The sequence below is a fragment of the Pseudomonas sp. TE50-2 genome (assembly GCF_040813665.1).
Classification (GTDB): Bacteria; Pseudomonadota; Gammaproteobacteria; order Pseudomonadales; family Pseudomonadaceae; genus Aquipseudomonas; species Aquipseudomonas soli.
In genome coordinates this window covers 5,728,997-5,753,309 of sequence record NZ_JBFNXN010000001.1, presented here as the reverse complement: position 1 = coordinate 5,753,309, position 24,313 = coordinate 5,728,997, and the positions used below count along the sequence as shown (strand labels likewise).

The 24,313-nt window shown below is 64.0% G+C and carries 23 protein-coding genes and 1 tRNA gene; 7 read left to right on the top strand and 17 right to left on the bottom strand.

Annotated features, from left to right (window positions below; genetic code table 11):
• Positions 1-17: 17 nt before the first annotated feature.
• The gene (locus tag AAHK21_RS26040) at positions 18-1,634 is read right to left on the bottom strand and encodes an inorganic phosphate transporter (protein WP_038706394.1); all 1,617 of its coding nucleotides are present in this window, start codon (positions 1,632-1,634) and stop codon (positions 18-20) included.
• A gap of 128 nt (positions 1,635-1,762) precedes the next feature.
• On the opposite strand from AAHK21_RS26040, the gene AAHK21_RS26035 reads away from it, so the two are divergent.
• Together AAHK21_RS26035 and AAHK21_RS26030 are read left to right on the top strand one after the other, a co-directional pair.
• Complete coding sequence (locus AAHK21_RS26035) at positions 1,763-2,149, top strand: DUF488 domain-containing protein (RefSeq protein WP_111532316.1); 387 nt, start codon at positions 1,763-1,765, stop codon at positions 2,147-2,149.
• Complete coding sequence (locus AAHK21_RS26030) at positions 2,139-2,570, top strand: GNAT family N-acetyltransferase (RefSeq protein WP_367858821.1); 432 nt, start codon at positions 2,139-2,141, stop codon at positions 2,568-2,570. Before AAHK21_RS26035 ends, AAHK21_RS26030 begins: the two co-directional genes overlap by 11 nt.
• A gap of 4 nt (positions 2,571-2,574) precedes the next feature.
• Here the strand turns inward: AAHK21_RS26030 and AAHK21_RS26025 are convergent, their stop codons facing one another.
• The 11 genes from AAHK21_RS26025 to AAHK21_RS25975 all read right to left on the bottom strand — a co-directional run bounded on the left by AAHK21_RS26025 (position 2,575) and on the right by AAHK21_RS25975 (position 16,791).
• Positions 2,575-4,005 carry a right-handed parallel beta-helix repeat-containing protein gene (locus AAHK21_RS26025; protein WP_367858820.1) on the bottom strand — a complete coding sequence of 477 codons (1,431 nt, stop codon included), beginning with the start codon at positions 4,003-4,005 and terminating at the stop codon, positions 2,575-2,577.
• A 14-nt stretch (positions 4,006-4,019) separates the two neighbouring features.
• Entirely contained in the window at positions 4,020-5,129 is a 1,110-nt protein-coding gene (locus tag AAHK21_RS26020; RefSeq protein ID WP_367858819.1) for a polysaccharide lyase, read from the bottom strand.
• A gap of 92 nt (positions 5,130-5,221) precedes the next feature.
• The gene (locus AAHK21_RS26015) at positions 5,222-6,616 is read right to left on the bottom strand and encodes an alginate biosynthesis protein AlgX (RefSeq protein ID WP_367858818.1); all 1,395 of its coding nucleotides are present in this window, start codon (positions 6,614-6,616) and stop codon (positions 5,222-5,224) included.
• 26 nt (positions 6,617-6,642) lie between these two features.
• On the bottom strand, positions 6,643-7,272 hold the full coding sequence (locus AAHK21_RS26010; RefSeq protein WP_046855095.1) for an alginate O-acetyltransferase AlgF: 630 nt from the start codon (positions 7,270-7,272) through the stop codon (positions 6,643-6,645).
• Positions 7,273-7,290: 18 nt separating this feature from the next.
• Positions 7,291-8,385 (bottom strand): alginate O-acetyltransferase, encoded by a 1,095-nt coding sequence (locus AAHK21_RS26005; protein ID WP_367858817.1) that lies wholly within the window; start codon positions 8,383-8,385, stop codon positions 7,291-7,293.
• 9 nt (positions 8,386-8,394) lie between these two features.
• Positions 8,395-9,822 (bottom strand): MBOAT family protein, encoded by a 1,428-nt coding sequence (locus AAHK21_RS26000; protein ID WP_198755763.1) that lies wholly within the window; start codon positions 9,820-9,822, stop codon positions 8,395-8,397.
• Positions 9,823-9,834: 12 nt separating this feature from the next.
• Positions 9,835-11,280: an alginate export family protein gene (locus AAHK21_RS25995; RefSeq protein ID WP_367858816.1), complete on the bottom strand. Its 1,446-nt coding sequence runs from the start codon at positions 11,278-11,280 to the stop codon at positions 9,835-9,837.
• A complete protein-coding gene (locus tag AAHK21_RS25990) occupies positions 11,277-12,725 on the bottom strand; it encodes a sel1 repeat family protein (protein ID WP_367858815.1) in 1,449 nt (482 codons plus the stop codon). The genes AAHK21_RS25995 and AAHK21_RS25990 overlap by 4 nt, the downstream gene beginning before the upstream one ends.
• 9 nt (positions 12,726-12,734) lie before the next feature.
• Entirely contained in the window at positions 12,735-13,886 is a 1,152-nt protein-coding gene (locus AAHK21_RS25985; RefSeq protein ID WP_367858814.1) for a PilZ domain-containing protein, read from the bottom strand.
• Between the two features lie 16 nt (positions 13,887-13,902).
• The gene (locus AAHK21_RS25980) at positions 13,903-15,435 is read right to left on the bottom strand and encodes a glycosyltransferase (RefSeq protein ID WP_367858813.1); all 1,533 of its coding nucleotides are present in this window, start codon (positions 15,433-15,435) and stop codon (positions 13,903-13,905) included.
• 54 nt (positions 15,436-15,489) lie between these two features.
• Positions 15,490-16,791 (bottom strand): nucleotide sugar dehydrogenase, encoded by a 1,302-nt coding sequence (locus AAHK21_RS25975; RefSeq protein ID WP_367858812.1) that lies wholly within the window; start codon positions 16,789-16,791, stop codon positions 15,490-15,492.
• A gap of 616 nt (positions 16,792-17,407) precedes the next feature.
• Between AAHK21_RS25975 and AAHK21_RS25970 the strand changes: the two genes are divergently transcribed.
• The 5 genes from AAHK21_RS25970 to AAHK21_RS25950 all read left to right on the top strand — a co-directional run bounded on the left by AAHK21_RS25970 (position 17,408) and on the right by AAHK21_RS25950 (position 21,066).
• Positions 17,408-17,797: a helix-turn-helix domain-containing protein gene (locus AAHK21_RS25970; protein WP_046855102.1), complete on the top strand. Its 390-nt coding sequence runs from the start codon at positions 17,408-17,410 to the stop codon at positions 17,795-17,797.
• Between the two features lie 63 nt (positions 17,798-17,860).
• On the top strand, positions 17,861-18,499 hold the full coding sequence (uvrY, locus tag AAHK21_RS25965) for a UvrY/SirA/GacA family response regulator transcription factor (RefSeq protein WP_023631421.1): 639 nt from the start codon (positions 17,861-17,863) through the stop codon (positions 18,497-18,499).
• Between the two features lie 9 nt (positions 18,500-18,508).
• Positions 18,509-20,332 (top strand): excinuclease ABC subunit UvrC, encoded by a 1,824-nt coding sequence (gene uvrC / locus AAHK21_RS25960; protein ID WP_367858811.1) that lies wholly within the window; start codon positions 18,509-18,511, stop codon positions 20,330-20,332.
• Between the two features lie 33 nt (positions 20,333-20,365).
• Positions 20,366-20,926, top strand: a complete 561-nt coding sequence (pgsA, locus tag AAHK21_RS25955) for a CDP-diacylglycerol--glycerol-3-phosphate 3-phosphatidyltransferase (protein ID WP_038706385.1) — start codon at positions 20,366-20,368, stop codon at positions 20,924-20,926.
• A gap of 64 nt (positions 20,927-20,990) precedes the next feature.
• A tRNA-Gly gene (locus AAHK21_RS25950) sits at positions 20,991-21,066 on the top strand.
• Positions 21,067-21,167: 101 nt separating this feature from the next.
• On the opposite strand, the gene AAHK21_RS25945 is transcribed toward AAHK21_RS25950, so the two are convergent.
• From AAHK21_RS25945 to AAHK21_RS25925, 5 genes are read right to left on the bottom strand one after another with little or no spacing between them, the layout of a single operon-like run.
• Positions 21,168-21,425, bottom strand: coding sequence for a PAAR domain-containing protein (locus AAHK21_RS25945; RefSeq protein WP_082120393.1), 258 nt, complete (start codon positions 21,423-21,425; stop codon positions 21,168-21,170).
• The gene (locus AAHK21_RS25940; protein ID WP_367858810.1) at positions 21,422-22,315 is read right to left on the bottom strand and encodes a hypothetical protein; all 894 of its coding nucleotides are present in this window, start codon (positions 22,313-22,315) and stop codon (positions 21,422-21,424) included. The genes AAHK21_RS25945 and AAHK21_RS25940 overlap by 4 nt, the downstream gene beginning before the upstream one ends.
• A gap of 2 nt (positions 22,316-22,317) precedes the next feature.
• Positions 22,318-22,938, bottom strand: coding sequence for a hypothetical protein (locus AAHK21_RS25935; RefSeq protein ID WP_367858809.1), 621 nt, complete (start codon positions 22,936-22,938; stop codon positions 22,318-22,320).
• Positions 22,935-23,828, bottom strand: a complete 894-nt coding sequence (locus AAHK21_RS25930; RefSeq protein WP_367858808.1) for a DUF6708 domain-containing protein — start codon at positions 23,826-23,828, stop codon at positions 22,935-22,937. The genes AAHK21_RS25935 and AAHK21_RS25930 overlap by 4 nt, the downstream gene beginning before the upstream one ends.
• Positions 23,829-23,830: 2 nt before the next feature.
• Entirely contained in the window at positions 23,831-24,004 is a 174-nt protein-coding gene (locus AAHK21_RS25925) for a hypothetical protein (protein ID WP_367858807.1), read from the bottom strand.
• Between the last annotated feature and the right edge of the window lie 309 nt (positions 24,005-24,313).

The following is a 24,313-nucleotide window of genomic DNA, read 5'->3' as shown; positions in this document are numbered from 1 at the left end:
GCCCCCGTCGCACATCCTCAGAGGACCTGGTTCAACAGCCAGTACAAGCAACCCGCCAGCACCATCGCCGCCGGCAATGTCAGCACCCAGGCCATCAGCAGGTTGACCAGCGTCTTGCGTTGAATCCCCGAGCCGTTGGCCACCATGGTCCCGGCCACCCCCGAGCTCAGCACATGGGTGGTCGATACCGGCAGGCCGAACATATCCGCCGCGCCGATGGTGCACATCGCCACTACCTCGGCCGAGGCGCCCTGGGCATAGCTCAGGTGGGTCTTGCCGATCTTCTCGCCCACCGTCACCACGATGCGCCGCCAGCCGACCATGGTGCCCAGGCCCAGGGCGATGGCCACCGCCACTTTGACCCACAGCGGGATATAGCGGGTGGCGTCGTCCAGTTGGCGCTTGAACAACTGCACATGGCGGGCGGTATCGGCGTCGTAGCGGGCCAGCTGGTGCTTGTCGATCTGGCGGATGGCTTCGCTGGCCAGGTACATGTCGTTGCGCACGTTGGCCATGGCCTCGGCCGGCACGCGCTTGAGCGAGCCATAGCCCTTGACCTCCTCGCCGATCATGCCAGTCAGCGCGGCCAGCGCCGGCAGCAGCTCGGGGCTGGCTTTCGGGGTGGCGACGAACGCGGTCAGCACCTGGCGTGGATCGGCCGGGGCGGGCGCGGGGGCGGCCCGTACCAGGGCCTGGCGGGTGACCTCGGCGACGGCCGAGAACTGCAGGGCCTGCTCGTTGGGCATGGTCTTGTTCAGGGCATAGGCCATCGGCAGGGTGCCGACCAGGATCAGCATGATCAGGCCCATGCCTTTCTGCCCGTCGTTGGAGCCGTGGGCGAAGGACACGCCGGTACAGGTGAGGATCAGCACGCCGCGGATCCACCAGGGCGGCGGCGTCTGGCCTTCTGGTGCCTGGTACAGCTCGCGGCGCTTGACCAGCGCGCGCAGGGCGAGCAGCAACAGGGCGGCGCAGGCGAAGCCGATCAACGGCGAGAACAACAGGGCATAGCCGACCTTGCTGGCCTGGGCCCAATCCACGCCGCTGGTGCCGTCACGCCCGTGCATCAATGCATTGGCCACGCCCACGCCGATGATCGAGCCGATCAGGGTATGCGAGGACGAGGCCGGCAGCCCCAGCCACCAGGTGCCGAGGTTCCAGATGATCGCCGCCAGCAGCAGGGCGAAGACCATGGCGAAACCGGCCGACGAGCCGACCTGCAGGATCAGCTCCACCGGCAGCAGGGCGATGATGCCGAAGGCCACCGCGCCGCTGGACAGCAGCACTCCGAGGAAATTGCACAACCCCGACCACACCACCGCCACCGAAGCTGGCAGTGAATGGGTGTAGATCACCGTGGCCACGGCGTTGGCGGTGTCGTGGAAGCCATTGACGAACTCGAAGCCCAGGGCGATCAGCAGGGCCAGGCCCAGCAACAGGAAAGGGGTGACGGTGGTGACGACGGTGCCGCTGGCGCTGACGTCCTGCTTGAGGCTCCAGAAGGTGTAGGCCAGGCCCGCCAGCAGCAGGCCGAAGAACAAGGTGAGGGTGGCGCGTCCGGGTTTGTGGGCAAGGGGTGGGCCTGGGGTGCGCAGGCTCAGGTCGGGCTGGCTGGCCAGTGACGGGGTTGCCATGAGGGCTCCGGTTGGCGTCGGGCGGTGGTGCCGAAGGTATACAGCATAGAAACAATTCGTTACTGGGCCGTGACCTCGATCAATGAAGGCCCTAGGCTTGTAGGGGAACGATGTCGCAGGAGTACCTGATGATTCGCTGCAAACGCGTCTACGAGAGCGTCGAGGTGCAGGATGGCCAGCGCGTGCTGGTCGATCGCCTGTGGCCCCGCAACAAGCGCAAGGAAGACTTGCATGGGCAGTGGTTGCGCGAAGTCGCGCCCTCCGATGCACTGCGCAAGGCATTTCACGCCGGTGAATTGGACTTTGCAGCCTTTGTCCAGCGCTATCAGCAGGAACTGGCCGCCCACCCCGAGCACTGGTATCCGTTACTGGACCTGGCCGGTAAAGGCGATTTGACCTTGCTCTACGCTGGCAAGGATACCGAGCACAACAATGCCCAGGTCCTGGCCCGGTGGCTGGAGGATGAGCTGGAGCGCCGTGGCCCGGCCAGTTCACCGGTGTGCTATGCCCCTTGAACTGATTCCCGCCAGCAATGACTACCTGACGTTTGCCCGCGACCTTACCCGCCGCGCCATGTTGCCGTACTACCGCGAGTTCGACCTGCTGTGGATCGAGGAAGCCTTCGACGAGGCCTGGGGCTGGCGCGAGCAGTGGCTGGTGGTCGAGGACGAACAGGTACTGGGGTTCTGCAGCCTCAGCCAGGATCGCCAGGCGTTGTTCATTCGCGAGTTGCACCTGTTGCCCGAATATCGTGGCCGCGGCGTGGGCGGCTGGGTGCTGGAAGAACTGGCCGCCTGGGCGGCGCAACGCCGGCTGCCATGGCTGCGGCTGATGGTGTTCGCCAGCAACCCGGCGCGGCGTCTGTACCAGCGCCGGGGCTTCGTTGAAGTGGGCATGGACGAGTGTTTCGTGCGGATGCAGCGCCCGGTCGCCTGAGCTACTACTGACGCAGCCGCACCATCCGCCCCTGGACCAGCGTCGCCTCCAGCACTTGCCCCTGCAGCGCCAGCAGGTCACCGGCCAGCAGGTTCTGCAGCAGTGCCTTGCCGTCGAAGGCATTGTTCCCCAACTCGACCTCCCGCAGTCCCTCGACCCGCACCACCGCCTTGCCCACCTGTCCCAGGCGATTGCCGCTGAGCAGCAGCGGGCCCGGCAGGGGCGTGGCATTGCGCAGGCTGACGGCGTACTCCGGGGTGTTGCCGATGCGATTGCCGACCAGGGCCAGGGCCGCCACCTCGCTGGCGTCCACCGCGCTGCCCTGGCTGCTGGCCAGCAGGTTGTCGTCGATCAGCAGCGGCGCCTCGGGCGTGGGCGCCAGGTTGCGCAGCTGGATGCCGTTGCCCCGGCTGTCGCCGATACGGTTGCCCGCCAGCCACACGGCGCCGCGCTGGTCGCTGATTTCGATGGCGGCCTTGGCGGCGCCAAGGATCAGGTTATTTTCGACCAGCGCCCGGGTCTGGCCGCGCAGGCGCACGCCGCTGTTGTTGTCGATGCCCCGCACCTGGTTGTCATGCAGGTGCAACTGGCTGTCGCGGGCATCGATGGCGTATTGCTGCGAGCCTTCGAAGCGGCTGCCGGCGATGGTCGCCTGGCTGTGTTGCAGCTCCACCGCGCTGGACAATTCGCTGAACTGACTGCTTTCGATCAGCAGCGTGGCGGGGCGCGCACCAGCGGGTTGCTGGGTACTCAGCGCGGTGCTCAGGCCCCGGGACAGGTTGGCGTTGTAGCCCAGGCGTCGGAGCGTCGAGCCGATCACCTGGGTGTGGCTGCCGGCCCAGGCCACCACGAAGGGGCGCCAGGCGCGATCGGTGTTGCCCGGTTTGTCGCCGGCCACGCTTTCCAGTGTCGAACGCTCCAGCCCCAACCAGCCCTGGTTGATCAGCGCGGTGCCGGAAAAACTGTACAGGTAGAGATGGGCGCCCTCGAGCAGCAGCCCGGCATCTGCGCCGATCATCAGCGGGTAGCTGAGCAGGTAGCCATCCTTGTAGGGCCTGAGTACCCGCGGATCGCGCAGCGCGTCATGCAGTTGCGCCAGGGTGATGCTGCCACCACGCAGTACCACGGCCTGCGGGTGGTGTGCCTGGTAACCGGCGATGGCGCGGAACAGGCCATTGTTGACGAACGGCTCGAACGGCCAGCTGCCGGCCTGGGACGAGAACATCGGTTGCAGGCTCACGCTGGCGCGGCCTGCGGGAGGCGCTCGACGGGCCTGTTCGAAGCTTACGGCCTGGCGGACCTGGCGACGCAGCTGGTCCAGCTGTTGCTGGTGCTGCGCCTGGGGCAGGGTGTCCATCACCGGCGCGGCCTGGGCGGTCGTCGCTAGCAGCAGGGCGGCCAGGCAGGAGAGGGAAAAGCGGCTGAACGGTGCCATGGGAACGTCCTTGATCAAGGCAGGGTGGGGTAGGCCGGCTTGAGCAGGCCACCGATCTGGCTGTAGTTGTCCACCTCGCCGTCCTCGCTGTCGTACAGCTGGCGGGCGAGGGCGTGCCCGGGCCGGCGGGCGAGGAACGGGATCAGCCAGGCCAGCTTGTACGGCGCGACTTCAGCCTGGCGCTGCCCCTTGAGCTCGGGCAGGGTGTCCGGGGCGAGCACGCTGCGGGCGGCGAAACTGGCCAGTTGGTCGAGGATGCGCTGGTCGTCGTCGCTCCAGGCCAGGCCATTGGCGCGCGCCGATTCGCTCAACAGCACCAGCGGCACCAGGGCGTACTGGCTGTAGTTGGCAGCCAGCCTGCTGCGCGCCACCTCCAGCGGCAGGTAGGCCTGGTCGCCCCTGCGCACGGCCTGGGCCAGGCCCCGGCGCAGGTTGCCGTCGGCCCAGCGGATGAAATCGTCGCGGCCCACCAGCATGCCGGCGGCGGCCACCGCCCAGGCGGCCCAGTAGTCGTGGTTGTTGAAGTACACGGTGGTGGACTGGCGGCGCGGGTCGTACTCGCGGATCACCTGTTCGCCAAGCTGGCTGAACCAATGGTGTTGCACGGGGGTGAGGCGGACCTTGCCGTCGGCGGCCGCCTGGGTCAGCAGCACCGCGCCGGCCATGGCCGCCAGCGCCCACTTGCGCGCCGCCATGCCGGTGTTGCTGGCATCCGGATCGAGCAGGGCACCGGCTTGCGCCCAATGCTCCAGCCACTGCTCCTGGCAGGCCAGGGCCATGTTGGCCTCCTGGGGCTTCTTCGCCTTCTGGAAGCGCTTGCCGGCCTGGATCACGCCTGCGATGAACTGTTTGACCTGCCGGGCAATGCGCTCGCTGTCGGCGTCGGGCGCGGCGCGCAAGGTCGACTTGCTGGCGTCGCGTTGATCGTACTTGCTCTGCAGGTGCAGGCTGCCGGTATAGGGTGGTGGCGGTTGCTTGCTGCAGGTCAGGCTCTGGTAGTCGGCGATCAGGGCCGACTGCGCGGTGGCGCGAGCGGGCCAGATGGTTTGCGCGGCGTGGGTGGGGAGGGGCAGCAGGGCGATTGCAAGTAGCAGGAGCAACCCTGGGGCCGCTTTGCGGCCCATCGCCGGCAAGCCGGCTCCCACAAGTGTCGCGCATTCCCCTGTGGGAGCCGGCTTGCCGGCGATGGGCTGCGCAGCAGCCCCTATTATCGATTTCACAGACACAGGCGCGTCTCCACATCAGTGGCGGCGGTGCCGGCCTTGGTTGGCTCGAGGAATACCGAGAGCAGGTTGGCGCCGGCGAACTCGGGCGCCCGGCTCAGCTCCAGGTAGTACTGGCCGCCACCAACCGCCGCCTCGCGACGGAACCACACCTTGTCGCGGGCGCCGTTGTCGTAATAGACGATGATGTAGAAGTCCTTGACGTTCCTGTCGCTCAGGCGGATGTCGAGAAAGCCCTTGGACACCGCCTGCCGGGCACTGCCGGCATTGCTCAGCAGTTCGATGCGCTCGCCGACCTGCAGTGCCGGCCGCTGCAGTTTCGTGCCCAGTAGCTCCCTGGAAGCCTTGCAGCCGCCGTGTATCGCCGGCACCAACTGGCGATACATCAACGGCGAGTCCAGGCGGTAGTTGGCCGGCAGTTCCCAGACGATCAGCTTGGGCGGCGCCTCGGGCTTGTAGTCGGCGGACAGCAGATATTCCAGGAGCGAGCCGTCCTCGCCCACGCCGGGCAGTGCGTAGTTGAGCACATCCGCCTGCAGGTACTGTTTCAGGTAGCCGTCGAAGTTGAACTGCTTGCTCTCGTCCTCGCGGGCCGCGGCATTGCTGTCGCCGACCAGGATTACCTCGGGGTCGGGCGCTTCGTCGAACAGCGCATCGCTGCTATCGGCCACTGGCACGGTCTGGTAGCCGCGTACGTACTGGAACCCGTAGTTGTTGCCGCAGATGTAGCTCAGGGCCAGGTTCAGCGTGCCGTCCTTGGGTACCATCACGCCGGGCTCGGTGCTGTAGCGTTTCTTGCTCAAGCCACTGTAGAACGGCTGGCGGCGGATCTCCTCGGCCATCAACCTGGCCGTGGCCTCGGCGCCGGCCGGGGTCCAGTGGTGGTCGCGGCGGAAGAAGTATTCGCCCTGAGGTGGCTGGCGCACCAGTTGCATCATCGGCGCCACCACCGCGCCGCCCTGGCGCAGCTGCCCCAGGTAGGTGTCGAGGTTGCGGCTGGCGCGTTCGAAGTCGAAGCCATGCAACTGGTCGGCGTAGAGCTTGTCGCGGTGCATCAGGCCGCGGGTCGGCTGGACCGCCATGGCCACCTGGATACCCTGGCGGTGGAACGCGTCCATCAGCCGGGCGAACTCCGGGCGCATGGGCGCGGGAATGCCGAAGTCGTTGGTCAGGTCGACCATCGAGCGGAACAGCCAGCGCTCCTTGCCGGGGACGATCTGGCGCATCAGCTTCATGCGCCCTTCGGCATAGTGCTGCGGTTCGGCCAGGGCCGGGCAGACCATGCACTGCAGGTTCTCGCAGCCGGGCCGGGCGGGCTCGGCGGCCTGGCCGGGCAGGGCCATCAGCGCCAGGGTGGCCGCCAGGCCAAGGGGGAGGAAGGTGTTCATGGGCCAGTCATCCTTGCGGCGGTGTGTCACTCGGTCGGGTCGATGCTGTTGGCCAGGCTCAGGCTGCGATTGCCTGGCAGCAGCACGTAGCTGTAGGAGCGGCCTTTCTTGAGAAACAACTCGTCGAAGCTGGCCACTTCCTGACCGCCGACATAGGCGGCGAAGTCGATCTTGATTTCGTTGACCATGCGCGCGCCGGTCTGGCCCTTGGTCAGGGCCTTGACCACCTCGTGCTTGCCGTCGGCGGTGCGCAGCGTGGCCTGGGCCGGGGTCAGGTTGTAGAAGGCCACCTGGGCCTTCTTCGGCTCATTGACGTACTGGTCGGCGATCACTTGCAGCTGCTTGCCGTCGTACACCACGGTGCTGGCAGCGTTGGCCGCCAGGGTCGGCTCGATGGCCGTGGCGCCGATGCCGATCCGGTGTACCCCGGCCGGCACGAAGCGGTAGCCGCTGAGCTGCCCCGGGGCGACCTTCTGCGCATTGAGCTTGCCGCTGAGGGCCACATCGATGCTGCTGTCGGACAGGTTGAGCACGCGCACGAAGGCCGAGTCGGCCGGGGCCACGGCGTCGTACAGGTCGGCATTGCCTTCGGCGGCCAGGGCGGTGTGGCTGGCGGCGGTCAGGGCCAGGGCGGTGAACAGGGGCGAAAGCTTCATCAGGTTCTCCTTGGGGCGTCAGAAATGCGCGGGCTGGGCGTCACGGGCAAGCGCGCCGGGGCGATGGGCAAGCAGGGTGCGCAGGGGAAACTCCCAGATCACGGTGTCGATCTGCGGGTTGTGCAACTGGTCGCTGGCGAGGAACTGGTTCATCGCCTCGAACGGCCCACGGGCCTCTACGGCGACGGACAACAGGTCACGGTTGAGCGCTTCCTTGAGGAAACCGACGAAGTTCCAATCGTCGATCTTGCTGTAGCTGGTGCCCACCAGCAGCAGGCTCTGCGTCTGCTCGGCGAACAGCTCGTCACTGCTCTGGGCGGCCTTGAGGGTTTCGTACAGTTCGATCGGATTGGCGCCGAACTGTGGCGCCAGGCGGGCATGGTCGAACTGCAGGTAGTTCATCAGGTCGCCCTTGACCGTCTTGTCGCCGGCCTTGTGCGAGACATACACCTGGTCACCGAGCAGGCGCGGGCGCTGGCGTGCCAGTTCATAGGCCGACAGCCGCGCGCCGTCCGGGCTCCAGTGGGTGTCGGACTTGAGGAACAGGCGCGGACCTGCCAGGTTGCGCAGGTAGGCGTCGCGCAGCGGCACCACATCCAGGCGGCGCAGTTGCAGGTCGGCGACGAAGCGGTCATAGAGGCTGGCCACCCGTGGGTCGAAGGCGCGCTCGGCATGGGTGGCATAGATATCCAGCTTCATCGGCAAGGGCAGCAGCACCAGGTGCTTGCCATGCTCGGCCAGTTGCTGCCCGACCTTGGCGATCTGCGCCAGCTGGCTCGCCAGGTTGGCGTCCAGGTCGTTGGGCACGCGGTATTCCTGGCTGGTGTAGAGCCAGCCGTCCTTGCCCAGCACCACGCCCTGTGTGCCCTCGCCGAACAGCTGGAAGCGTGCGTCGGCCCACAGTTGAACGGAGGGTTCGCGCAGGAAGAAGCGCTTGTCGTAGACCTGCTCGAACTTGCGCAACAGCTTGCCGTCGACGAACAGGTTCCAGCTGTCGGTCTGGGCGCGGGCGAAGCTCAGCACTGGCGGCAGCGAGTAGACGAACATCGCCGCCAACGCCAGGGCGAAGATCACACCGTTGGCCTTGCTGGCCGTCTTCATCACCGGGTACACGGCACTCTCCTAGAACTGGAAATACAGGAACGGCGAAAACGAACTGGCCGCCAGGCTGCTCAGCGCCAGCAGGAAGCCCGCCCACAGCAGCAGGCTGTGCAGCACCCCGACATGACGCATGAAGTAGCCGTCCTGGTTGCCGGCGTAGAAGCGCACGTTGTTGATCCCGGCCAGGATCAGCCAGGCGACTGCCACCAGGGCGAAGGCCATGGCCATCTTCGAGGCGCCGAGCACGTACAGCTCCAGCGAGCCGAAGCCGTTCAGGCCCAGCAGCGCCCGGTAGATGTCGAGGCTGTGGCGCAGGTCCATGGTGAAGAACAGCGGCATGCTCAGGATGATCAGCAGCGCGGTGCGCAGGTTGCGGCCCAGGCGGTACGGCGTGCTGACCTTGGTGGCCAGGCCGAACTTGCGCTCCAGCACCATGCCGATGCCGAAGAACAGCCCCCAGCAGATGAAGGCGAAGCTCGCCCCGTGCCACAGGCCCGACAGCAGCATGGTCCACACCAGCGCCGGCAGGGCGCCGGCCACGCGCTTGCGCACCAGGGGCATGTAGACGTAGTCGCGCAGGAAATGCGCCAGGGTCATGTGCCAGCGCGACCAGAACTCGGTGATGCTTTGCGACACATAAGGCTGGTTGAAGTTTTCCGGGAAGCGAAAGCCCATCATCAGCGCCAGGCCCAGGGCCATGTGGCTGTAGCCGGCGAAGTCGAAGTACAGCTGCAGGGTCGACACCACCAGGCCGAACCAGGCATCGCTGAACTGCAGGCTGCCTTCGCCGATGAACAGCACGTTGATCGGCGCCAGGCGGTCGGCAATCAGCACCTTCATGATGAAACCGAGCATGAACCGGCACACGCCCAGCGAGAACAGCTCCAGCGAGTGGCTGCGCTGGCGCAACTGCGGGGCCAGCTGGCTGTAGCGCAGGATCGGCCCCGCCACCAGGTGCGGGAACAGCGCGACGAAGGCGGCGAAGTCGATGAAGCTGCGCGTGGGCGTCGCGTCCTTGCGGTAGATGTCGACGATGTAGCTCAGCGCATGGAACACATAGAACGAGATGCCCAGCGGCAGGAAGATGTTCTCCAAGGTCCAGGTGTCGATGCCCAGCGGCGCCAGCAGCAGGGCCAGCATCTCGGCGCCGAAGTTGGCGTACTTGAAGTAGCCCAGCGTCGCCAGGTTGCCGGCCACGCCCAACCACAGCAGGCGCAGGGCCCAAGGTTTGTCCGCGGCGTCCAGGCGTGCCTTGATGCCCAGGCCGAACGCGTAGTTCCAGGCGGTGATGGCGACGAACAGCAGCAGGAAGTCCGGGCGCCACCAGGCGTAGAACACGTAGCTGGCGGCAACGATCACCAGCGAGCGCCACCGCGGCCGGGCCAGGTAGTAGATAGCCAGGAACAGCGGCAGGTAGAGGAACAGGAATACGTTGGAGGCGAAGATCATGCTGGCCCGTCCTTAGTAGCTGATCACCACGCCGACACTCAGCTGGTAGTCGTCACCGCTGTCCAGCGCGCTGCCTGCGTTGAGGTAGCTGGCGCTGACCAGGGTGTTGACGTCCAGGCGCTTGCCGTCGAGGGCTACCGGGAACATCTTCCAGTAGTAGTTGAGGTCGATCATCTGCCCGACGTTGTCGCCCTTGCCGTGCAGCCCGGCGTTCAGTTCGCTCTGGCGTCGGGCGCGGGCATCGGCGGCCATGCGGATCGGCAGTGCGCCGCCCTCGTCGCGCAGGTTGAGCTGGGTCACCCGCAGGTCCAGGGCGCTGCGCGCGGTGGGGCGGGTCTCCAGGGCGAAGCCGTAGTAACTCAGGTTGCGCAGGTCGAGGGCGACGAACGCACTGGTCAGGCGCGTGCTGTACGAGCCCTGGCGGGTGATGCGGTCGGACTGGATCGGGTTGAGCCGGAAGCCGTCGTTGTCGTCGTCCGGCTTGTCGGTCAGGCCGCCGCGCAACGCCAGGCGCGGGGTCCAGGGCAGCGTCTCGAAGCGCTTGCCGACCTCGCCCAGCGCCGCCCAGCCTTTGCTGGCGTGGCCGGTGCTGGTGACGCCGTTGCCGGCGGTGTTGTCCATCTTGCCGTCCAGGGCCGCCAGTTCCAGGTGGTAGTCGGTGGCCAGGGGCAGGTTGTCGCCCTTGAAGAACAGTCCGTAGCGCCAGCCCTTGAAGTCGTAGCGATCCTCGACATCGTGGTCGCTGCGGTCGTTCTCCTGCATCAGGCGCACGCCGACCTGGTTGTTCGGGCTCCAGCGATAGGCGTACTGGCCCATCAGGTACAGCGTGCGCTCTTCGCTCGCGGCCAGCGAATTGACGTCGGTGTTGTAGTTGTGGAATTTCTGCCCGAGCGCGATGAAAGCGTCGGAGAAGGTGTCCTGATAGTCGAAGCGCACAGACTCCAGGCTGTCGTCCCACCAGATGCCGTAGTCGTCGGCGAAACGTTGGCGGCCGAACGACAGTGAGAAGCGCGGGTCGTCGCCGATCAGGTTGCGCTTGACGTACAGCTCGCGCAGTTCGGCGTACCAGCCCTCGGGTTGTTCGCGGGCATTGTTGTTGGTCGACTCGTTGGCCAGGTTGCTCGACTGGCTGGAGTCGTAGTTCAGCCACAAGCGGCCATAGACCATCCACCTGGCCCAGCGTTTTTCCGGCGAGTACCAGGCGAACGACGGCTCGTAGCGCAGGCTGTAGAAACTCTCGCGGTCGCGGCCGACCTGGGAGTCCTGCGGCCCGTAGCCGGTCTGCAGGGTGAGCTTGTTGAAGAACTCCGAGGTGATCACCGGCTCGCTGCCGTCAACGGTCGCGACGCGTATCGGCGCGCTGCTGTCGGCCTCGGGGCCGGTGACTTCCTCGGCTGCCAGCACCGTCAGCGGCGCCAGGGCGAGCAGGGCGCCGAGCAGGGGTGGGTGCGCTTTCACAGGGTGGGCTCCTTCAACAGATCGTTGCGCACGGCCAGGGCGCGCTCGATGTCATCCTTGGGCAAGGTCTTGTCCAGCCGTTTGATCAGGCCACGGGCGCGGGTCTCGCCGAGGTCGAGGGCGATGCGGGCGTAGGTATAGGCCTTGACCGGGTCGTGGCAGATGGCCCGGCCGCGCAGGTGCACGGTGGCCATGCGGTACCAGGCGGCGGTCGAGCCTTGCTCGGCCTGTTGCCGCCAGATGGCCAGGGCACGCTCCTGGTCGGGCTGGTCGAGGCCGCCTTTGCTGTACAGGTCACCCAGCAGCAGGCGGGCGTCCGGGTAGTGGGCGGCGATCAGCTCGTCGATCAGTGCATGGGCCTTGTACGGGTCCAGGGTCAGCCAGTTATTGACCATGTAGAACTGGGCATCCAATGCCTTGGCGCGGGTCGGGTCCTTGGCCCTTACCTGGGTGATCAGTGCCTGGGCCTGCTCGGCGTTGTGCTCGGTGGGATTGGAGATCATGAAGTTGGCCTTGGCCACCAGCGCCGGCAGGTAGCCACGGGCGACGGCGTTGTCCAGCCAGCGCTGGGCTTCGGCGATGCCGTCGACGCGCAACTGGTCGTCGGCCTTGTCGCGGGCCAGTTGCTCGGCCGTCGGCACGACCTTGGCGCCCATGGCGCGGCTCTGGCGCTGCTCGCGTTCGGCGTCCAGTTCGGCGCGGGTGGTGCCATGGATGCTGTCCAGCAGCGCGCCGATGCGCTGCACGACCTCCACCGGCAGGCTGGCCATCTCCGGCTCCAGGCTGCGGGCGAAGGCGAGGAAGGCCGGGTCCTGGCGCTCGCCGAGGAAGCGGTAGTAGCGCTCGATGCCGCGTGGGTCGATGCGTGCCGCCTGCTGGTACCAGCGCTCGGCTGCGGCGCGGTCGCCCTGGCGCTCGGCGACCACGGCGCGATACAGCTCAGGGCGGCAGTTGAGCAGGCAGCTCTGTTCGTACAGCGCCAGCAGTTCGGCGGCGCGCTCGCCGGGGAACAGCTGCGGATAGACCAGGAACACCTCCAGGCTGGTGCTGGTGCTGCGCGGGTCACGGTCGTTGGGGTAGCGCGCCAGGGCCTGGCGCACCCATGCTTCGTGACTGCGCTGCAGGCGCGGCGTGCGGTCGAGCAGGCGCGCCAGCGAGGCCAGCGCCGGGATCTGGCCGTGGCCGTCGGCGAAGGCCTCCTGGTACAGGCTCACGATGTCCTGGCGGTTGGCACTGTCGCTGTTGGCCAGCACATCGCCAAGCAATTGCTTGGAGGCCAGGTCGCCACGCTCGGCGAGGGCGCGCAGGTCGCTCGTGACGTCGGCGCCCGGGTCCTTGTACAGCGCGTAGCGGATCTGCTCCAGGCTCTGCCCGGCCCAGCCGCTGCCGGCGCAGACCAGGCCGAAGCCGGCCAGCAACAGGCGCGGGGCGTTCTTGGCGTTCATGAGCTGCCCTCAGTTGCCGCTGCCGAACGGCAGGCCCAGGTACAGGTCGACCGCCACGGCCTTCTGGTAGGCCGCTGCTGGCAGCGGGCTGTCCGGCTGGATGGTCAGCGCCAGGTTGTGGTTCAGCTCGTCGGAGCGGGCGTCCACCACCTTGCCGCTGAAGTGCTGGTCGAGACCGAACACTTGCATGTCCACCGAGCGCACGCGGCTGACATCGGCGAGCTTGTCGAACGGCACGTTGGCGCGCACGAACATGGCCTCGCCCTTGGGCAGCAGGTGCATCATCGGCGCGGCCTTGTAGCCGTAGCCGTCCAGCGGTTGCGACGGGTACCAGACCTGGCAGTCGCACGGGCTGTTGATCACCGTCTCGACGCTGGCGCGGCCCAATAATGCCTGCAGGTCGCCCGGGGCAAGGTCGGCCAGGGCCTTCATGTCCGCCGGGCTGGTGAAACTGGTGGCCAGCTGGGTGGAGATGTTCGCCAGTGGTTGGCCGGCACGCACCTCGGTGGCGTCGGCCGGCAGCAGGTACTTCACGTAGCCGTTGTCCGGCATGCTGATGACCTGGGCGTTGCTCGCCACCGTGGCCTGCAGTGCCGGGATGCGGAAGAACAGCAGGTAGCCCTTGTAGCCGACGAAACCCAGCGCGGCCAGGCCGGCAGCGGTGTACAGCGCGGTGCCGGCGATGGCCTTGAGGCGCTCGCCCGGCGTGCGCGCGTGGGCTTGCTGGTGCTTGCGCGCCTTGATGTAGTTTTCCCGCTGCATCACGTTGAACAGGCCGTTGATGTCGGCAACCTCGCCCGACAGGTAGGCGCCGATCAGGTAGCGCAGGATGTCGCGCTTCTGCGCGTCGAGGTCGACGAACTGCGCGCCGACCTCCTTGCCGCGCTGGGAGACGATGCGCACCTTGCCTTCGATCGCCAGGTCGACCTGGTTCAGGCGCAGCTGGATCGAGGCGTCGTACAGCGCGCCGATGGTCAACGGCGCTTCGTGCAGCAGGCCGATGCCGCCCAGCGAGATGTCGGCCAGGTCCGCCTCGAGCGGCTCGCGCCCGGCGCCGGTCAGGCGTACCCGGGCGTTCATGCGGGTGCGCACGTACTGACGCTCGTCGATGGCTTCGTGGACGATGTTGGCCGGGGCCGCGGGGGTATTGGAAGTACTCATGTGCAGGCGCCTTTCCTTAACGTTGCGTGAGTTCTAGAAGCACGGTGATGACCCCGAAGAAGATGGCGATCGAGGAGCACAGCATCGCCTTCGAGGACCAGCGGTTGAGGCTGGCATCGAAGTCGACGCTGCCGGTGGCCAGGGTGGTCTTCTGCCGCGTCCAGCGTTGCTGGTCCATGTGGAACATCGCGTAGACCTTCATCAGCGAGCCGACGATCTGGTTGTAATAGAGAACGAAGGGGTACATCGGGCTGACCGGGTGCCCGGCGAAGATGAACAGCACGGTCACCAGGCTGCGCGAGATCAGCACCCAGAACAGGTACACCAGCAAGTACTGGATGCCGAACACCAGGCCGGCCACCACCGAAGCGGTCAGGCCCATCAGGCAGGTCCACATCGACACCCGCTGGTCGAGCAGCACGTACAGGGTGAACAGCCCCAGGCGCGCGCGGCCGAGCAGGGCGGTGGCGCGGAAGTTCTGCCGCAGCGAGTTGCCGTACCAGCGGAACATCAGCTGGCGGGTGGCGACCCAGAAGCTGTCGCTGGGTGGGTGCTCGACGGTCAGGGTGTGGCTGTCGGGCACGTAGAAGGTGTCCCAGCCGGCGCGCATCAGGCTCAGCCAGCTGGACTTGTCGTCGCCGGTGAGGAACTGGAAGCGGCCCAGGCGCCAGTGCTCGAGGAAGTCCGCCTCGACGTCGCGGATGAACGCCGGGTCGGTCATCACCCCGGCGCGGAAGAACGACAGCCGCCCGGTCAGGGTCAGCACCCGATGCGACAGGGCCATCGAGCACATGTTGATGTGCCGCTGGACGAAACGCATCGAGTGCCATTGGCGCATCCAGCGGCTGCCCTCGACCTCGCAGAACTCGTTGGTGGTCAGGCCTCCGACGTCGGGCAGCACGGCGAACAGCTTGACTGCCCGCTCGACGCAGCCGGGCAGCATCATGGTGTCGCCGTCGACCACGCCGACCACCGCATCTTCCAGCGGCATCTGCCGCGACAGGGCACGGAAGGCGTGGGCCAGGCCATCGCGCTTGCCGGTGCCGCGGGCGCGGATGATGACCAGGCGAATATCGTCGCGGCCCTGCACCTCGTCACGCATGATGTCCTTGATGAACTGCTCGTCACCTTTCTCGACGATCGAGGCGATCACCGTGCACGGCACCTTGAGTCGTTGCACCTCCTGGAATACCGACTGGTACACCTTGAAGGTGGTGTGGGTGGGGATGCGAAAGCTGGTCACCACCATGAACATGTGCGCTGGCAATGCCGCGTCGCCCAGGCGCTCGACCTGTCGGCGCAGGCGTGGGAAGCGCCAGTGCAGGAAGTACATGCCGCGCAGGTAGTGGACGATGGCATTGCCGTAGCGCCACATGCCCAGGGTGCCGATGATGAAGATGAACTGGTGATGGCCTGGGTCCAGGTACTGTGGCGCGACCATCTGCGCGGCCAGCGCGATGAGCCCGGCGAGCATTGCCCAGGCACAGAAGGTGGCCGCTGCGCGCAGATAGCCCGGGGCCGCGAGAGGCCGCTGTCGTTGTCGTTCCATGGCGCTGTAGCTCCTTGGGTCGGGGCCCGCCGCAGGGGCGGGCATCGGCGTGCCTTACCAGCAGATGCCGTGGTGTTGGGCGTTGCTGCCGCCGGCCATGAAGCCGACCAGGTCGATCACCTGCTTGCCGGCGTCGAGCGCCTGCACGAAGCGTTCGTCGTTGTTGCCCACCACGATCACCTCTGCTTCATCGATCACCTGTTGCAGGTCGCTGCGCAGCAGGGCGCTGACATGAGGGATCTGTTGCTCGATGTACTGGCGGTTGGCGCCGAACTGCCGTGCATGCTCGACGTTGGCGTCGAAGATACGCAGCTCGTAACCTTTCCCGATCAACTGCTCGGCCAGGGTCACCAACGGGCTCTCGCGCAGGTCGTCGCTGTTGGCCTTGAAGGCCAGGCCCAGCAGGGCGATGCGGCGCTTGCCGGCCTGGGTCACCAGGTCGAAGGCGGTCTGCACCTGGCTGCGGTTGCTGGCCATGATCGAGCCGAGCAGCGGATGCGCCACGTCCAACTGGCTGGCGCGGTAGGTGAGGGCGCGCACGTCCTTGGGCAGGCATGAACCGCCAAAGGCGAAGCCTGGGCGCAGGTAGTAGCGCGACAGGTTGAGCTTGTAGTCCTGGCAGACCACGTCCATCACTTCGCGGCCATCGACCCCCGAGGCCTTGGCGATGTTGCCGATCTCGTTGGCGAAGCTGACCTTGGTGGCGTGCCAGACGTTGCAGGTGTACTTGATCAGTTCGGCGACCTCGATCGACTTGCGGATCACCGGCGCGTCCAGGCCCTGGTACAGCGAGGCGAGCAGGTCGCCGGAACGACTGTCGAGTTCGCCGATCACGGTCATGGCCGGGAAGTCGTAGTCCTGGATCGCCGTGCTCTCGCGCAGGAACTCCGGGTTGACCGCCACGCCAAAGTCGCGCCCGGCCTGCTTGCCCGAGGCCTGCTCGAGCAGCGGGATGACCACGTTCTTCACCGTGCCCGGCAGTACCGTGCTGCGCACCACCACGGTGTGACGGCTGGCCTTGTCGCGCAGGGCCGCGCCGATCTCGCGGCACACCGCCTCCATGTACACCAGGTCGAGGTCGCCATTGGCCTTGCTCGGGGTGCCGACGCACAGCAGCGACAGCTCGGTGGCGAGGATCGCCGCCTGCACATCGGTGGTGCCGCGCAGGCGCCCCTGACGCACGCCGTCGAGCAGCAGTTGCTCCAGGCCCGGCTCGACGATGGGCGAGCGGCCCTGGTTGATCATGTCGATCTTCGCCTGGGCGACGTCCACCCCCAGCACCTGATGCCCACGCGCCGACAGGCAACCGGCGCAGACCGCCCCCACATAGCCAAGTCCGAAGATACTGATGTTCATAGATCCCTCTCCCCAGGCGCGGCGCAAGGCCGGCCGAGATACTCAGTTCAAGAAGTTATGCAAATGCCAGACGCGCAGGATCAAGCCGCGCTAGATAGGTAGCGGTGCAGGCTGTTTCGTGGTGGTCTTTTTACATCCTAAGGAGTTTTCTGATAGTGCGGCAAGCGTTGTTGGTTAGTTTGTTTGGAATTTTCTTAAAGTTTGTTTTGTTAGTTAAAAAATCCTTTAAAAACAATGAGTTAAAGTTTGATGTAAGTTGGGCGTCAAAAAAATGATTATCTAATTGGTGTCGACATAATGGCGTCAAAACGGTGGTTTTCCGTGATTCTTGCAGTGGCGTGTCCCGCACGTTTTTCTGCTGGCCGATTAATGTCATTCAGGTTCTTTCGTGTTGTCCGCCATCGCCGGCAAACCCTTGCGCGGGCGATGCAAAGCCTGCAGACGGCAGTGCTGAACCCACTGTGGTGGCATGTCTTCTGTCCCCCCTGATCCAGGGCGTGGCGCAATGATGGCTTGCAACGATTGGATCCAATTGGCATAGTGCCGGACGATTGTGCAGACATTCACTCGGGTGCGGGATGCACCCGTCTTCCATTCATGCAAAGGAGGCAAGCAGATGAACGGATTTGGTCCGCGACTCAGAGAAGAGCGCGAACGCCTGGGCCTGACCCAGCGCATTTTTGGCGATATCGGCGGTGTCGAGCCCAACGCCCAGGGCAAATACGAGAGCGGCGAACGCACGCCGCGCATGGACTATCTCGCGGCGGTCGCAAGCCGCGGCGTGGATGCGCTGTATGTGCTCAGTGGCGTGCACACCCCAGCGCCCCTGGACAGCCTGACCTCGGATGAGAACCGCCTGCTAGGCGCCTTTCGCCGCCTGCCGTCGGCCGACCAGGCTGCGGTGTGGCACCTGCTCAACCGCCTCGCGGGTGAAGAAGGTGGCCATGAAGGGTTGCGCATGCGCCGGCCTGACCGGCAGGCATATTTCCATGACGCTTTGCGCTAGGTTCGTTGTGAAAAATTTTGTTAAGGTGGCGGGATCCAATCGCCCCACTGACGAGGTGTCTGCTTGATTAGGGTCCTGGTGGTCGACGATCACGATCTGGTGCGTACCGGCATCACACGCATGCTGGCCGACATCGACGGGCTGCAGGTGGTGGGGGAGGCGGACTCTGGCGAGTCCGCCCTCAAACTGGCCCGCGAGCTCAAGCCGGACGTGGTGCTGATGGATGTGAAGATGCCAGGGATCGGCGGCCTGGAGGCCACGCGCAAACTGTTGCGCAGTCACCCGGACACCAAGGTGGTCGCGGTGACCGTGTGCGAGGAAGATCCGTTTCCCACCCGCCTGTTGCAGGCGGGGGCCGCAGGCTACCTGACCAAGGGCGCCGGGCTCGATGAGATGGTCCAGGCCATCCGCCTGGCCTTCGCCGGCCAGCGCTACATCAGCCCGCAGATCGCCCAGCAGTTGGCGCTCAAGTCGTTCCAGCCCCAGGGGTCGCCGTTCGATGCGCTGTCCGAGCGGGAAATCCAGATTGCGCTGATGATCGTCGGCTGCCAGAAGGTGCAGATCATCTCTGACAAGTTGTGTCTGTCGCCCAAGACCGTCAATACTTACCGTTATCGAATCTTCGAAAAACTCTCGGTCACCAGCGACGTCGAACTGACCTTGCTGGCCGTCCGTCACGGTATGGTCGACGCAAGTCTTTAAGCACACCTCATGTCCCAACCTTTTGATGCAAGTGCGTTCCTGGCGACCTGCAGCGGTCGCCCGGGCGTTTACCGGATGTTCGACGGCGAGGCCCGCCTGCTGTACGTGGGCAAGGCCAAGAACCTCAAGAAGCGCCTGGCCAGCTATTTTCGCAAGACCGGTCTTGCGCCGAAGACGGCTGCCCTGGTGGGGCGTATCGCCCAGGTCGAGACCACCATCACCGCCAACGAAACCGAGGCGCTGCTGCTCGAGCAGACGCTGATCAAGGAATGGCGCCCGCCCTACAACATCCTGCTGCGTGACGATAAGTCCTACCCGTACGTATTCCTGTCTGACGGGGAATTCCCACGTCTGGGTATCCATCGCGGCGCGAAGAAAGCCAAGGGCCGCTACTTTGGCCCGTACCCCAGCGCAGGTGCCATCCGCGAGAGCCTGAGCTTGCTGCAAAAGGCGTTCTCGGTGCGCCAGTGCGAAGACAGCTACTACGCCAACCGCACCCGCCCGTGCCTGCAGTACCAGATCAAACGCTGCAAGGGGCCGTGCGTGGGCCTGGTGACGCCCGAGGAATACGCCGAGGACGTGCGTCACTCGGTGATGTTCCTCGAGGGTCGCAGCCAGCAGTTGGGCAACGAGCTCAACGCCGAGATGGAAAAGGCCGCCATGGCCCTGAATTTCGAGAAGGCCGCCGAGCTGCGCGACCAGATCGCCCTGTTGCGCCGCGTCCAGGACCAGCAGTATATGGAAGGCGGCTCCGGTGATGTCGACGTGGTGGCGGCTTTCGTCAACCCGGGCGGCGCCTGCGTGCACCTGATCAGCGTGCGTGGCGGCCGGGTGCTGGGCAGCAAGAACTTCTTTCCCCAGGTGGGCATCGAGGAGGAGGTGGCCGAGGTCATGGCCGCGTTCCTTTCCCAGTACTACCTCGGCAACGCCGAGCGCGAGCTGCCGGGCGAGCTGATCGTCAACGTGGTGCATGACGACTTCGCCGCCATCAGCGAGGCGGTGCAGACCCTGCGCGGCCGCGAGCTGAGCATCAGCCACCGTGTGCGCGGCACGCGGGCGCGCTGGCAGCAACTGGCGGTGACCAACGCCGAGCAGGCCCTCAACGCCCGCCTGGCCAACCGCCAGCACATGGCCGCCCGCTTCGAGGCGCTGGCCCAGGTACTGGGCCTGGACGAAGTGCCGCAGCGCCTGGAGTGCTACGACATCAGCCACTCCAGCGGTGAGGCCACCGTGGCCAGCTGCGTGGTGTTCGGCCCGGAAGGCCCGCTCAAATCCGACTACCGCCGCTTCAACATCGAAGGCGTGACTGCCGGCGATGACTACGCCGCCATGCACCAGGCGCTGATGCGCCGTTACGGGCGGATCAAGGACGGCGAGGGCAAGCTGCCCGACGTGCTGCTGGTGGACGGCGGCAAGGGCCAGCTGAACATGGCCCGCGAGGTGATGCAGGAGCTCGGCCTTACCGATCTCACCCTGCTCGGCGTGGCCAAGGGCGTGACCCGCAAGGCCGGTTTCGAGACCCTCTACCTGAACGACGTGGCCCACGAGTTCACCCTCAAGGGCGACTCGCCGGCCCTGCACCTGATCCAGCAGATCCGCGACGAAGCCCACCGCTTCGCCATCACCGGCCACCGCGCCCGGCGCGGCAAGGCCAGGCGCACCTCGAGCCTGGAGGACGTCGCCGGGGTCGGGCCCAAGCGCCGTCGCGACTTGCTGAAACATTTCGGCGGCCTGCAGGAGCTCAACCGCGCCAGTGTCGACGAGATCGCCAAGGCCCCCGGCATCAGTAAAAAGCTTGCCGAGTCGATTTATGCCAGCCTGCATAGCGAGTAGAATGCCGGGTTCAACTCGCAGCCAGTCGTACCGATGAATATTCCAAACCTGCTCACCGTTCTACGCGTCCTGCTCATCCCGATCTTCATCCTGCTGTTCTATGTGCCCTATCACTGGAGCTACATGGCCGCCAGCACGGTGTTCGCCATCGCCGCCGCCACCGACTGGCTCGACGGCTACCTGGCGCGTCGGCTGCAGCAGAGCACCCCGTTCGGCGCCTTCCTCGACCCGGTGGCCGACAAGCTGATGGTCGCCGTGGCCCTGGTGCTGCTGGTGCAGGTGCATGCCAACTTCTGGCTGACGCTGCCGGCGGCGGTGATCATCGGTCGCGAGATCGTGGTCTCGGCGCTGCGCGAGTGGATGGCCGAACTCGGCGCTCGCGCCCATGTGGCAGTGTCGAACCTGGGCAAGTGGAAGACCGCCGCGCAGATGCTGGCGCTGGTGATCCTGCTGGCCAACCCGCCGCTGCTGACCTTCTGGGTGGTGCTGGGCTACGGCTTGCTGCTGGTGGCGGCGGGGCTGACCCTGGTGTCGATGGTGCACTACCTGGTGGCCGCCTGGCCGCACCTGCGCGAAGGTTCGGAGCAGAAGTAAAAGTTTTTTTGAATCAAGGGGTTGACGCCGTTCTGTAAATCGCTAGAATGGCACCCATCACGACGCGGGAATAGCTCAGTTGGTAGAGCACGACCTTGCCAAGGTCGGGGTCGCGAGTTCGAGTCTCGTTTCCCGCTCCAAATATTGGCTCAAAGAATTCTATAAAATTCTTTGAGCTCTCGAAAAAAGACGCCTCGGCGTCTTTTTTCGTTCTTGTCAAAGCCATCTGCCGGCTTTGCTGTCAATCAATCAGCCAACCCGGGTCACCCTCGACCAAGGTTCCGCCATGGCTGGTGGTGTCTCCCTCCCTTGCCGCCGGTTGTCCCTCGATGATCGTGCTGCCAGCACCGGTTTCGATGATAGCGCCACAACTGATTCGGTCGCCGACGCGTGCTATTGCCCTGCCATCCACGAATGCTGCGCTTGCGCCTGTTTCTACGGTGCCTTCGCCATGGATAGGGCAACTATGACGATGGCCTACGAGTACGATGGGTTTCATTTGCGGTTTCCTTTTTTTGGTTGAACAGGGGCTTGCTCGAAGGCTTCTGGCGGAGGCGGTGCTGCCCGGACATTGAACAGGCGACACACGGCGTACCAGCCGATGGCAAGGCCGAGGTTGTAGGGGAACAACACAGCCCAGAACGGCAGTTGCCAGTTTTTCTTGCCCTGCATTTCTCCGGGCTCGCCGGTTCGCCAGGGAGCGTAATGGCGCCAGGCTTCCGCCGGGGTCAGGCAGATGGCATGAAGCGGCCGGTGCCACCAGTTGGGTTCGCCGGGAGGAGGGAGTTTGGCCGGGCCGTGGTTCATGAACTGGCGAAGGTATTCCCAGACTTCGGCGACGTGCTTGATGCCGGATTCTGTGGGTTCGTTGCTGTCGACCCATAGGCAATCTTTTTGGTGCAGGCTGCCATCCTCCCGAGGTGGGGCGAAGGCGAGTGCATAACTGGTGCTGAAGGATGAGCCGCCGAATTCAGTGCGTTCGAATACGCCTCCGTATAAGTTCTTCCAATTAAAAGTTATGAGTTTTTTGCCGCGCTGATAGTAAATTTTATTGGTTGAGCAGTTGAAGTAGAATCCAGAGAGGTTCCTTATAAAATAGATTCGGTAAAGCAGAAAGGGGAGAAAAATTAAGGGTGAAATTGTCATCATGGCTATGAAGGCAAGATCGGAAGTGTCGATGTTTAATAACTTAATTGATAGTAGCTCTGGGTAGACAACAATCATTCCTCCGAGGATTAGTGCAGTATAGATTTTCCCCATAAATACGGAGTCTGTTACCCAGGGGTTCCGTAAGCATAATGTGTTATTGTGTAAATTTACTAGTTGCCCAGTAATTGCGGCTTCATTTCCGGATTTTGAGTTTATGCTAAATATCCATCTAACTGCCATGATCAACGCTCGAGACGAAAAATTGAATTAACCTCATTTCCTTCATTCAAACCTTGATTGGAGCTATAGGCTAAATGCAGTGAGGCATGATTTTGATTGTTTATCGTGTTCTTGAAATTCAGAATTAAGCCGGCACCTATGACGTAGCAAACAGCAGCAAGTGGAAAGACGACCATTTCTCCGTCTTCTCGAAGGCTGCTCAAGCTAGCTGACCATTCGCTTGTGCCTACGATGAAACCCGGTAGAAATACTGTGAATTCCACGGTGGGTTGTGTGGTGGTGACTTCGTTATAGGTGATAGCGGTCCAGTTCGCTGGTGCCCAATAATTATTTTCATGCCAGCCACTGTCGACCCCGGTCATGCCAAAGGATCGCGCTTCTTCTGCGGATATTAGCCTTGGTCCGTAATGCACATCATGCCAGGCTTTAAGTTCGTCTTGCAGAGAAGGGAATGTAGGAAGTTTTTTTTCATGATCCAGAACGATTTCGGTATGCACCTCTCCATCGTTTTTACGATTGCCGAAAATGCTCCTTGCTGCCCAGAACTCAATAGGGGGCAGGATGGGTACGCGTGAGCTGCAGGACGGGCCGAAGGTGGCGCTGTTGGCAGAGCCGTCGGTCATTTACGCTGCCTTTTGGTTGAGCGTACTGGGGCTTGCTCGAAGGCCTCTGGTGGAGGCGGTGCAGCCCGGACATTGAAGAGGCGGCATACGCCGTACCAGCAGAGGGCAAGGCCGAGGTTGTAGGGGAACAACACGGCCCAGAACGGCAGTTGCCAGTTCTTCTTGCCCTGCATTTCTCCGGGCTCGCCGGTTCGCCAGGGGGCGTAGTGGCGCCAGGCTTCTGCCGGGGTCAGGCAGATGGCATGAAGCGGTCGGTACCACCAGTTGGGTTCGCCGGGAGGTGGGAGTTTGGCCGGGCCGTGGTTCATGAACTGGCGGAGGTACTCCCAGACTTCGGCGACGTGCTTGATGCCGGATTCGGTGGGTTCGTTGCTGTCTACCCAGAGGCAATCTTTTTGATGGAGGCTGCCGTCTTTTCGACGGGGTGCGAATGCGAGTGCATAGGAGGTGGTGAAAGATGATCCACCAAACTCTGTGCGCCTGAAAAGACCACCTCCAGTATTGTGCCACTCGAAGACGAATACCTTCTTAAAACGTTGGTAGTAGATTTTTTTTGTTGAGCGGTTGAAGCAAACGCTTGATAAGCCTTTGATGAACCATATTCGGTAAAATAGAAATGGTAGGAAGGTGAAAGGCATAAGCACCATTCCAGTCATTAGTATGGGCTCAAGTAAAAAATCCTTCCAGCTGACGCTAGAAAATAGAAATGGGTAGAAGCCGATCATTAATCCAATAATCATTGCGCAGTAAAGTTTTCCCATGAATACAGAGTCTGTTACCCATGGGTTGCGTAGGCATAAAGAGTTTTTGGATACGTTTAATAGCTGTCCACCAATGGCGGGTTCGTACCCTGAGCATGAGGTTGAGTTAAATAGCCATATAGTTGCCATGATCAGCGCTCGAGACGGAAGTTCGAATGAATCTCAGTGCCTTCGTCCAGCCCTTGATTGGCGCTGTAGGCGAGATGCAGTGAGACGTGGTTTTGGTGGGGCAGCGTGTGCTTGAAATGCAGAATCAAGCCGGCGCCCACAACGTAGGCGGCGGGAGTGATCGGAAATACGTCCATTCCTCCATCGTTACGAAGGCTGCTCGAACTTCCTGACCACTCGCTTGTTCCTATTGCGAAGCCCGGTAAAAGAACTGTGAACTCAGCGCTTGGTTGAGGCGTGACTACTTCGTTATGCGTGATAGCGGTCCAGTTTGGCGGTGCCCAATGGTTGTTATGATGCCACTTGGTGTCCACATTGGTTACACCAAATGATAGGGCCTGCTCGGCTGATATGAGCTTTGGTCCGTAGTGCTCGTTGTGCCAAGCTTTGATTTCTGCGTGCAGTGAGGAGAATCTCGGAAGTTTCTTTTCATGGTCCAGGATAAT

Excerpts from the sequence above, each read along its gene's own strand:
- AAHK21_RS26040 (WP_038706394.1), bottom strand. The coding sequence starts at position 1,634 with ATGGCAACCCCGTCACTGGCCAGCCAGCCCGACCTGAGCCTGCGCACC.
- AAHK21_RS26035 (WP_111532316.1), top strand. The coding sequence starts at position 1,763 with ATGATTCGCTGCAAACGCGTCTACGAGAGCGTCGAGGTGCAGGATGGC.
- AAHK21_RS26030 (WP_367858821.1), top strand. The coding sequence starts at position 2,139 with ATGCCCCTTGAACTGATTCCCGCCAGCAATGACTACCTGACGTTTGCC.
- AAHK21_RS26025 (WP_367858820.1), bottom strand. The coding sequence starts at position 4,005 with ATGGCACCGTTCAGCCGCTTTTCCCTCTCCTGCCTGGCCGCCCTGCTG.
- AAHK21_RS26020 (WP_367858819.1), bottom strand. The coding sequence starts at position 5,129 with ATGGGCCGCAAAGCGGCCCCAGGGTTGCTCCTGCTACTTGCAATCGCC.
- AAHK21_RS26015 (WP_367858818.1), bottom strand. The coding sequence starts at position 6,616 with ATGAACACCTTCCTCCCCCTTGGCCTGGCGGCCACCCTGGCGCTGATG.
- AAHK21_RS26010 (WP_046855095.1), bottom strand. The coding sequence starts at position 7,272 with ATGAAGCTTTCGCCCCTGTTCACCGCCCTGGCCCTGACCGCCGCCAGC.
- AAHK21_RS26000 (WP_198755763.1), bottom strand. The coding sequence starts at position 9,822 with ATGATCTTCGCCTCCAACGTATTCCTGTTCCTCTACCTGCCGCTGTTC.
- AAHK21_RS25990 (WP_367858815.1), bottom strand. The coding sequence starts at position 12,725 with ATGAACGCCAAGAACGCCCCGCGCCTGTTGCTGGCCGGCTTCGGCCTG.
- AAHK21_RS25985 (WP_367858814.1), bottom strand. The coding sequence starts at position 13,886 with ATGAGTACTTCCAATACCCCCGCGGCCCCGGCCAACATCGTCCACGAA.
- AAHK21_RS25980 (WP_367858813.1), bottom strand. The coding sequence starts at position 15,435 with ATGGAACGACAACGACAGCGGCCTCTCGCGGCCCCGGGCTATCTGCGC.
- AAHK21_RS25975 (WP_367858812.1), bottom strand. The coding sequence starts at position 16,791 with ATGAACATCAGTATCTTCGGACTTGGCTATGTGGGGGCGGTCTGCGCC.
- AAHK21_RS25970 (WP_046855102.1), top strand. The coding sequence starts at position 17,408 with ATGAACGGATTTGGTCCGCGACTCAGAGAAGAGCGCGAACGCCTGGGC.
- uvrC (WP_367858811.1), top strand. The coding sequence starts at position 18,509 with ATGTCCCAACCTTTTGATGCAAGTGCGTTCCTGGCGACCTGCAGCGGT.
- pgsA (WP_038706385.1), top strand. The coding sequence starts at position 20,366 with ATGAATATTCCAAACCTGCTCACCGTTCTACGCGTCCTGCTCATCCCG.
- AAHK21_RS25945 (WP_082120393.1), bottom strand. The coding sequence starts at position 21,425 with ATGAAACCCATCGTACTCGTAGGCCATCGTCATAGTTGCCCTATCCAT.
- AAHK21_RS25940 (WP_367858810.1), bottom strand. The coding sequence starts at position 22,315 with ATGGCAGTTAGATGGATATTTAGCATAAACTCAAAATCCGGAAATGAA.
- AAHK21_RS25935 (WP_367858809.1), bottom strand. The coding sequence starts at position 22,938 with ATGACCGACGGCTCTGCCAACAGCGCCACCTTCGGCCCGTCCTGCAGC.
- AAHK21_RS25930 (WP_367858808.1), bottom strand. The coding sequence starts at position 23,828 with ATGGCAACTATATGGCTATTTAACTCAACCTCATGCTCAGGGTACGAA.
- AAHK21_RS25925 (WP_367858807.1), bottom strand. The coding sequence starts at position 24,004 with ATGGACGTATTTCCGATCACTCCCGCCGCCTACGTTGTGGGCGCCGGC.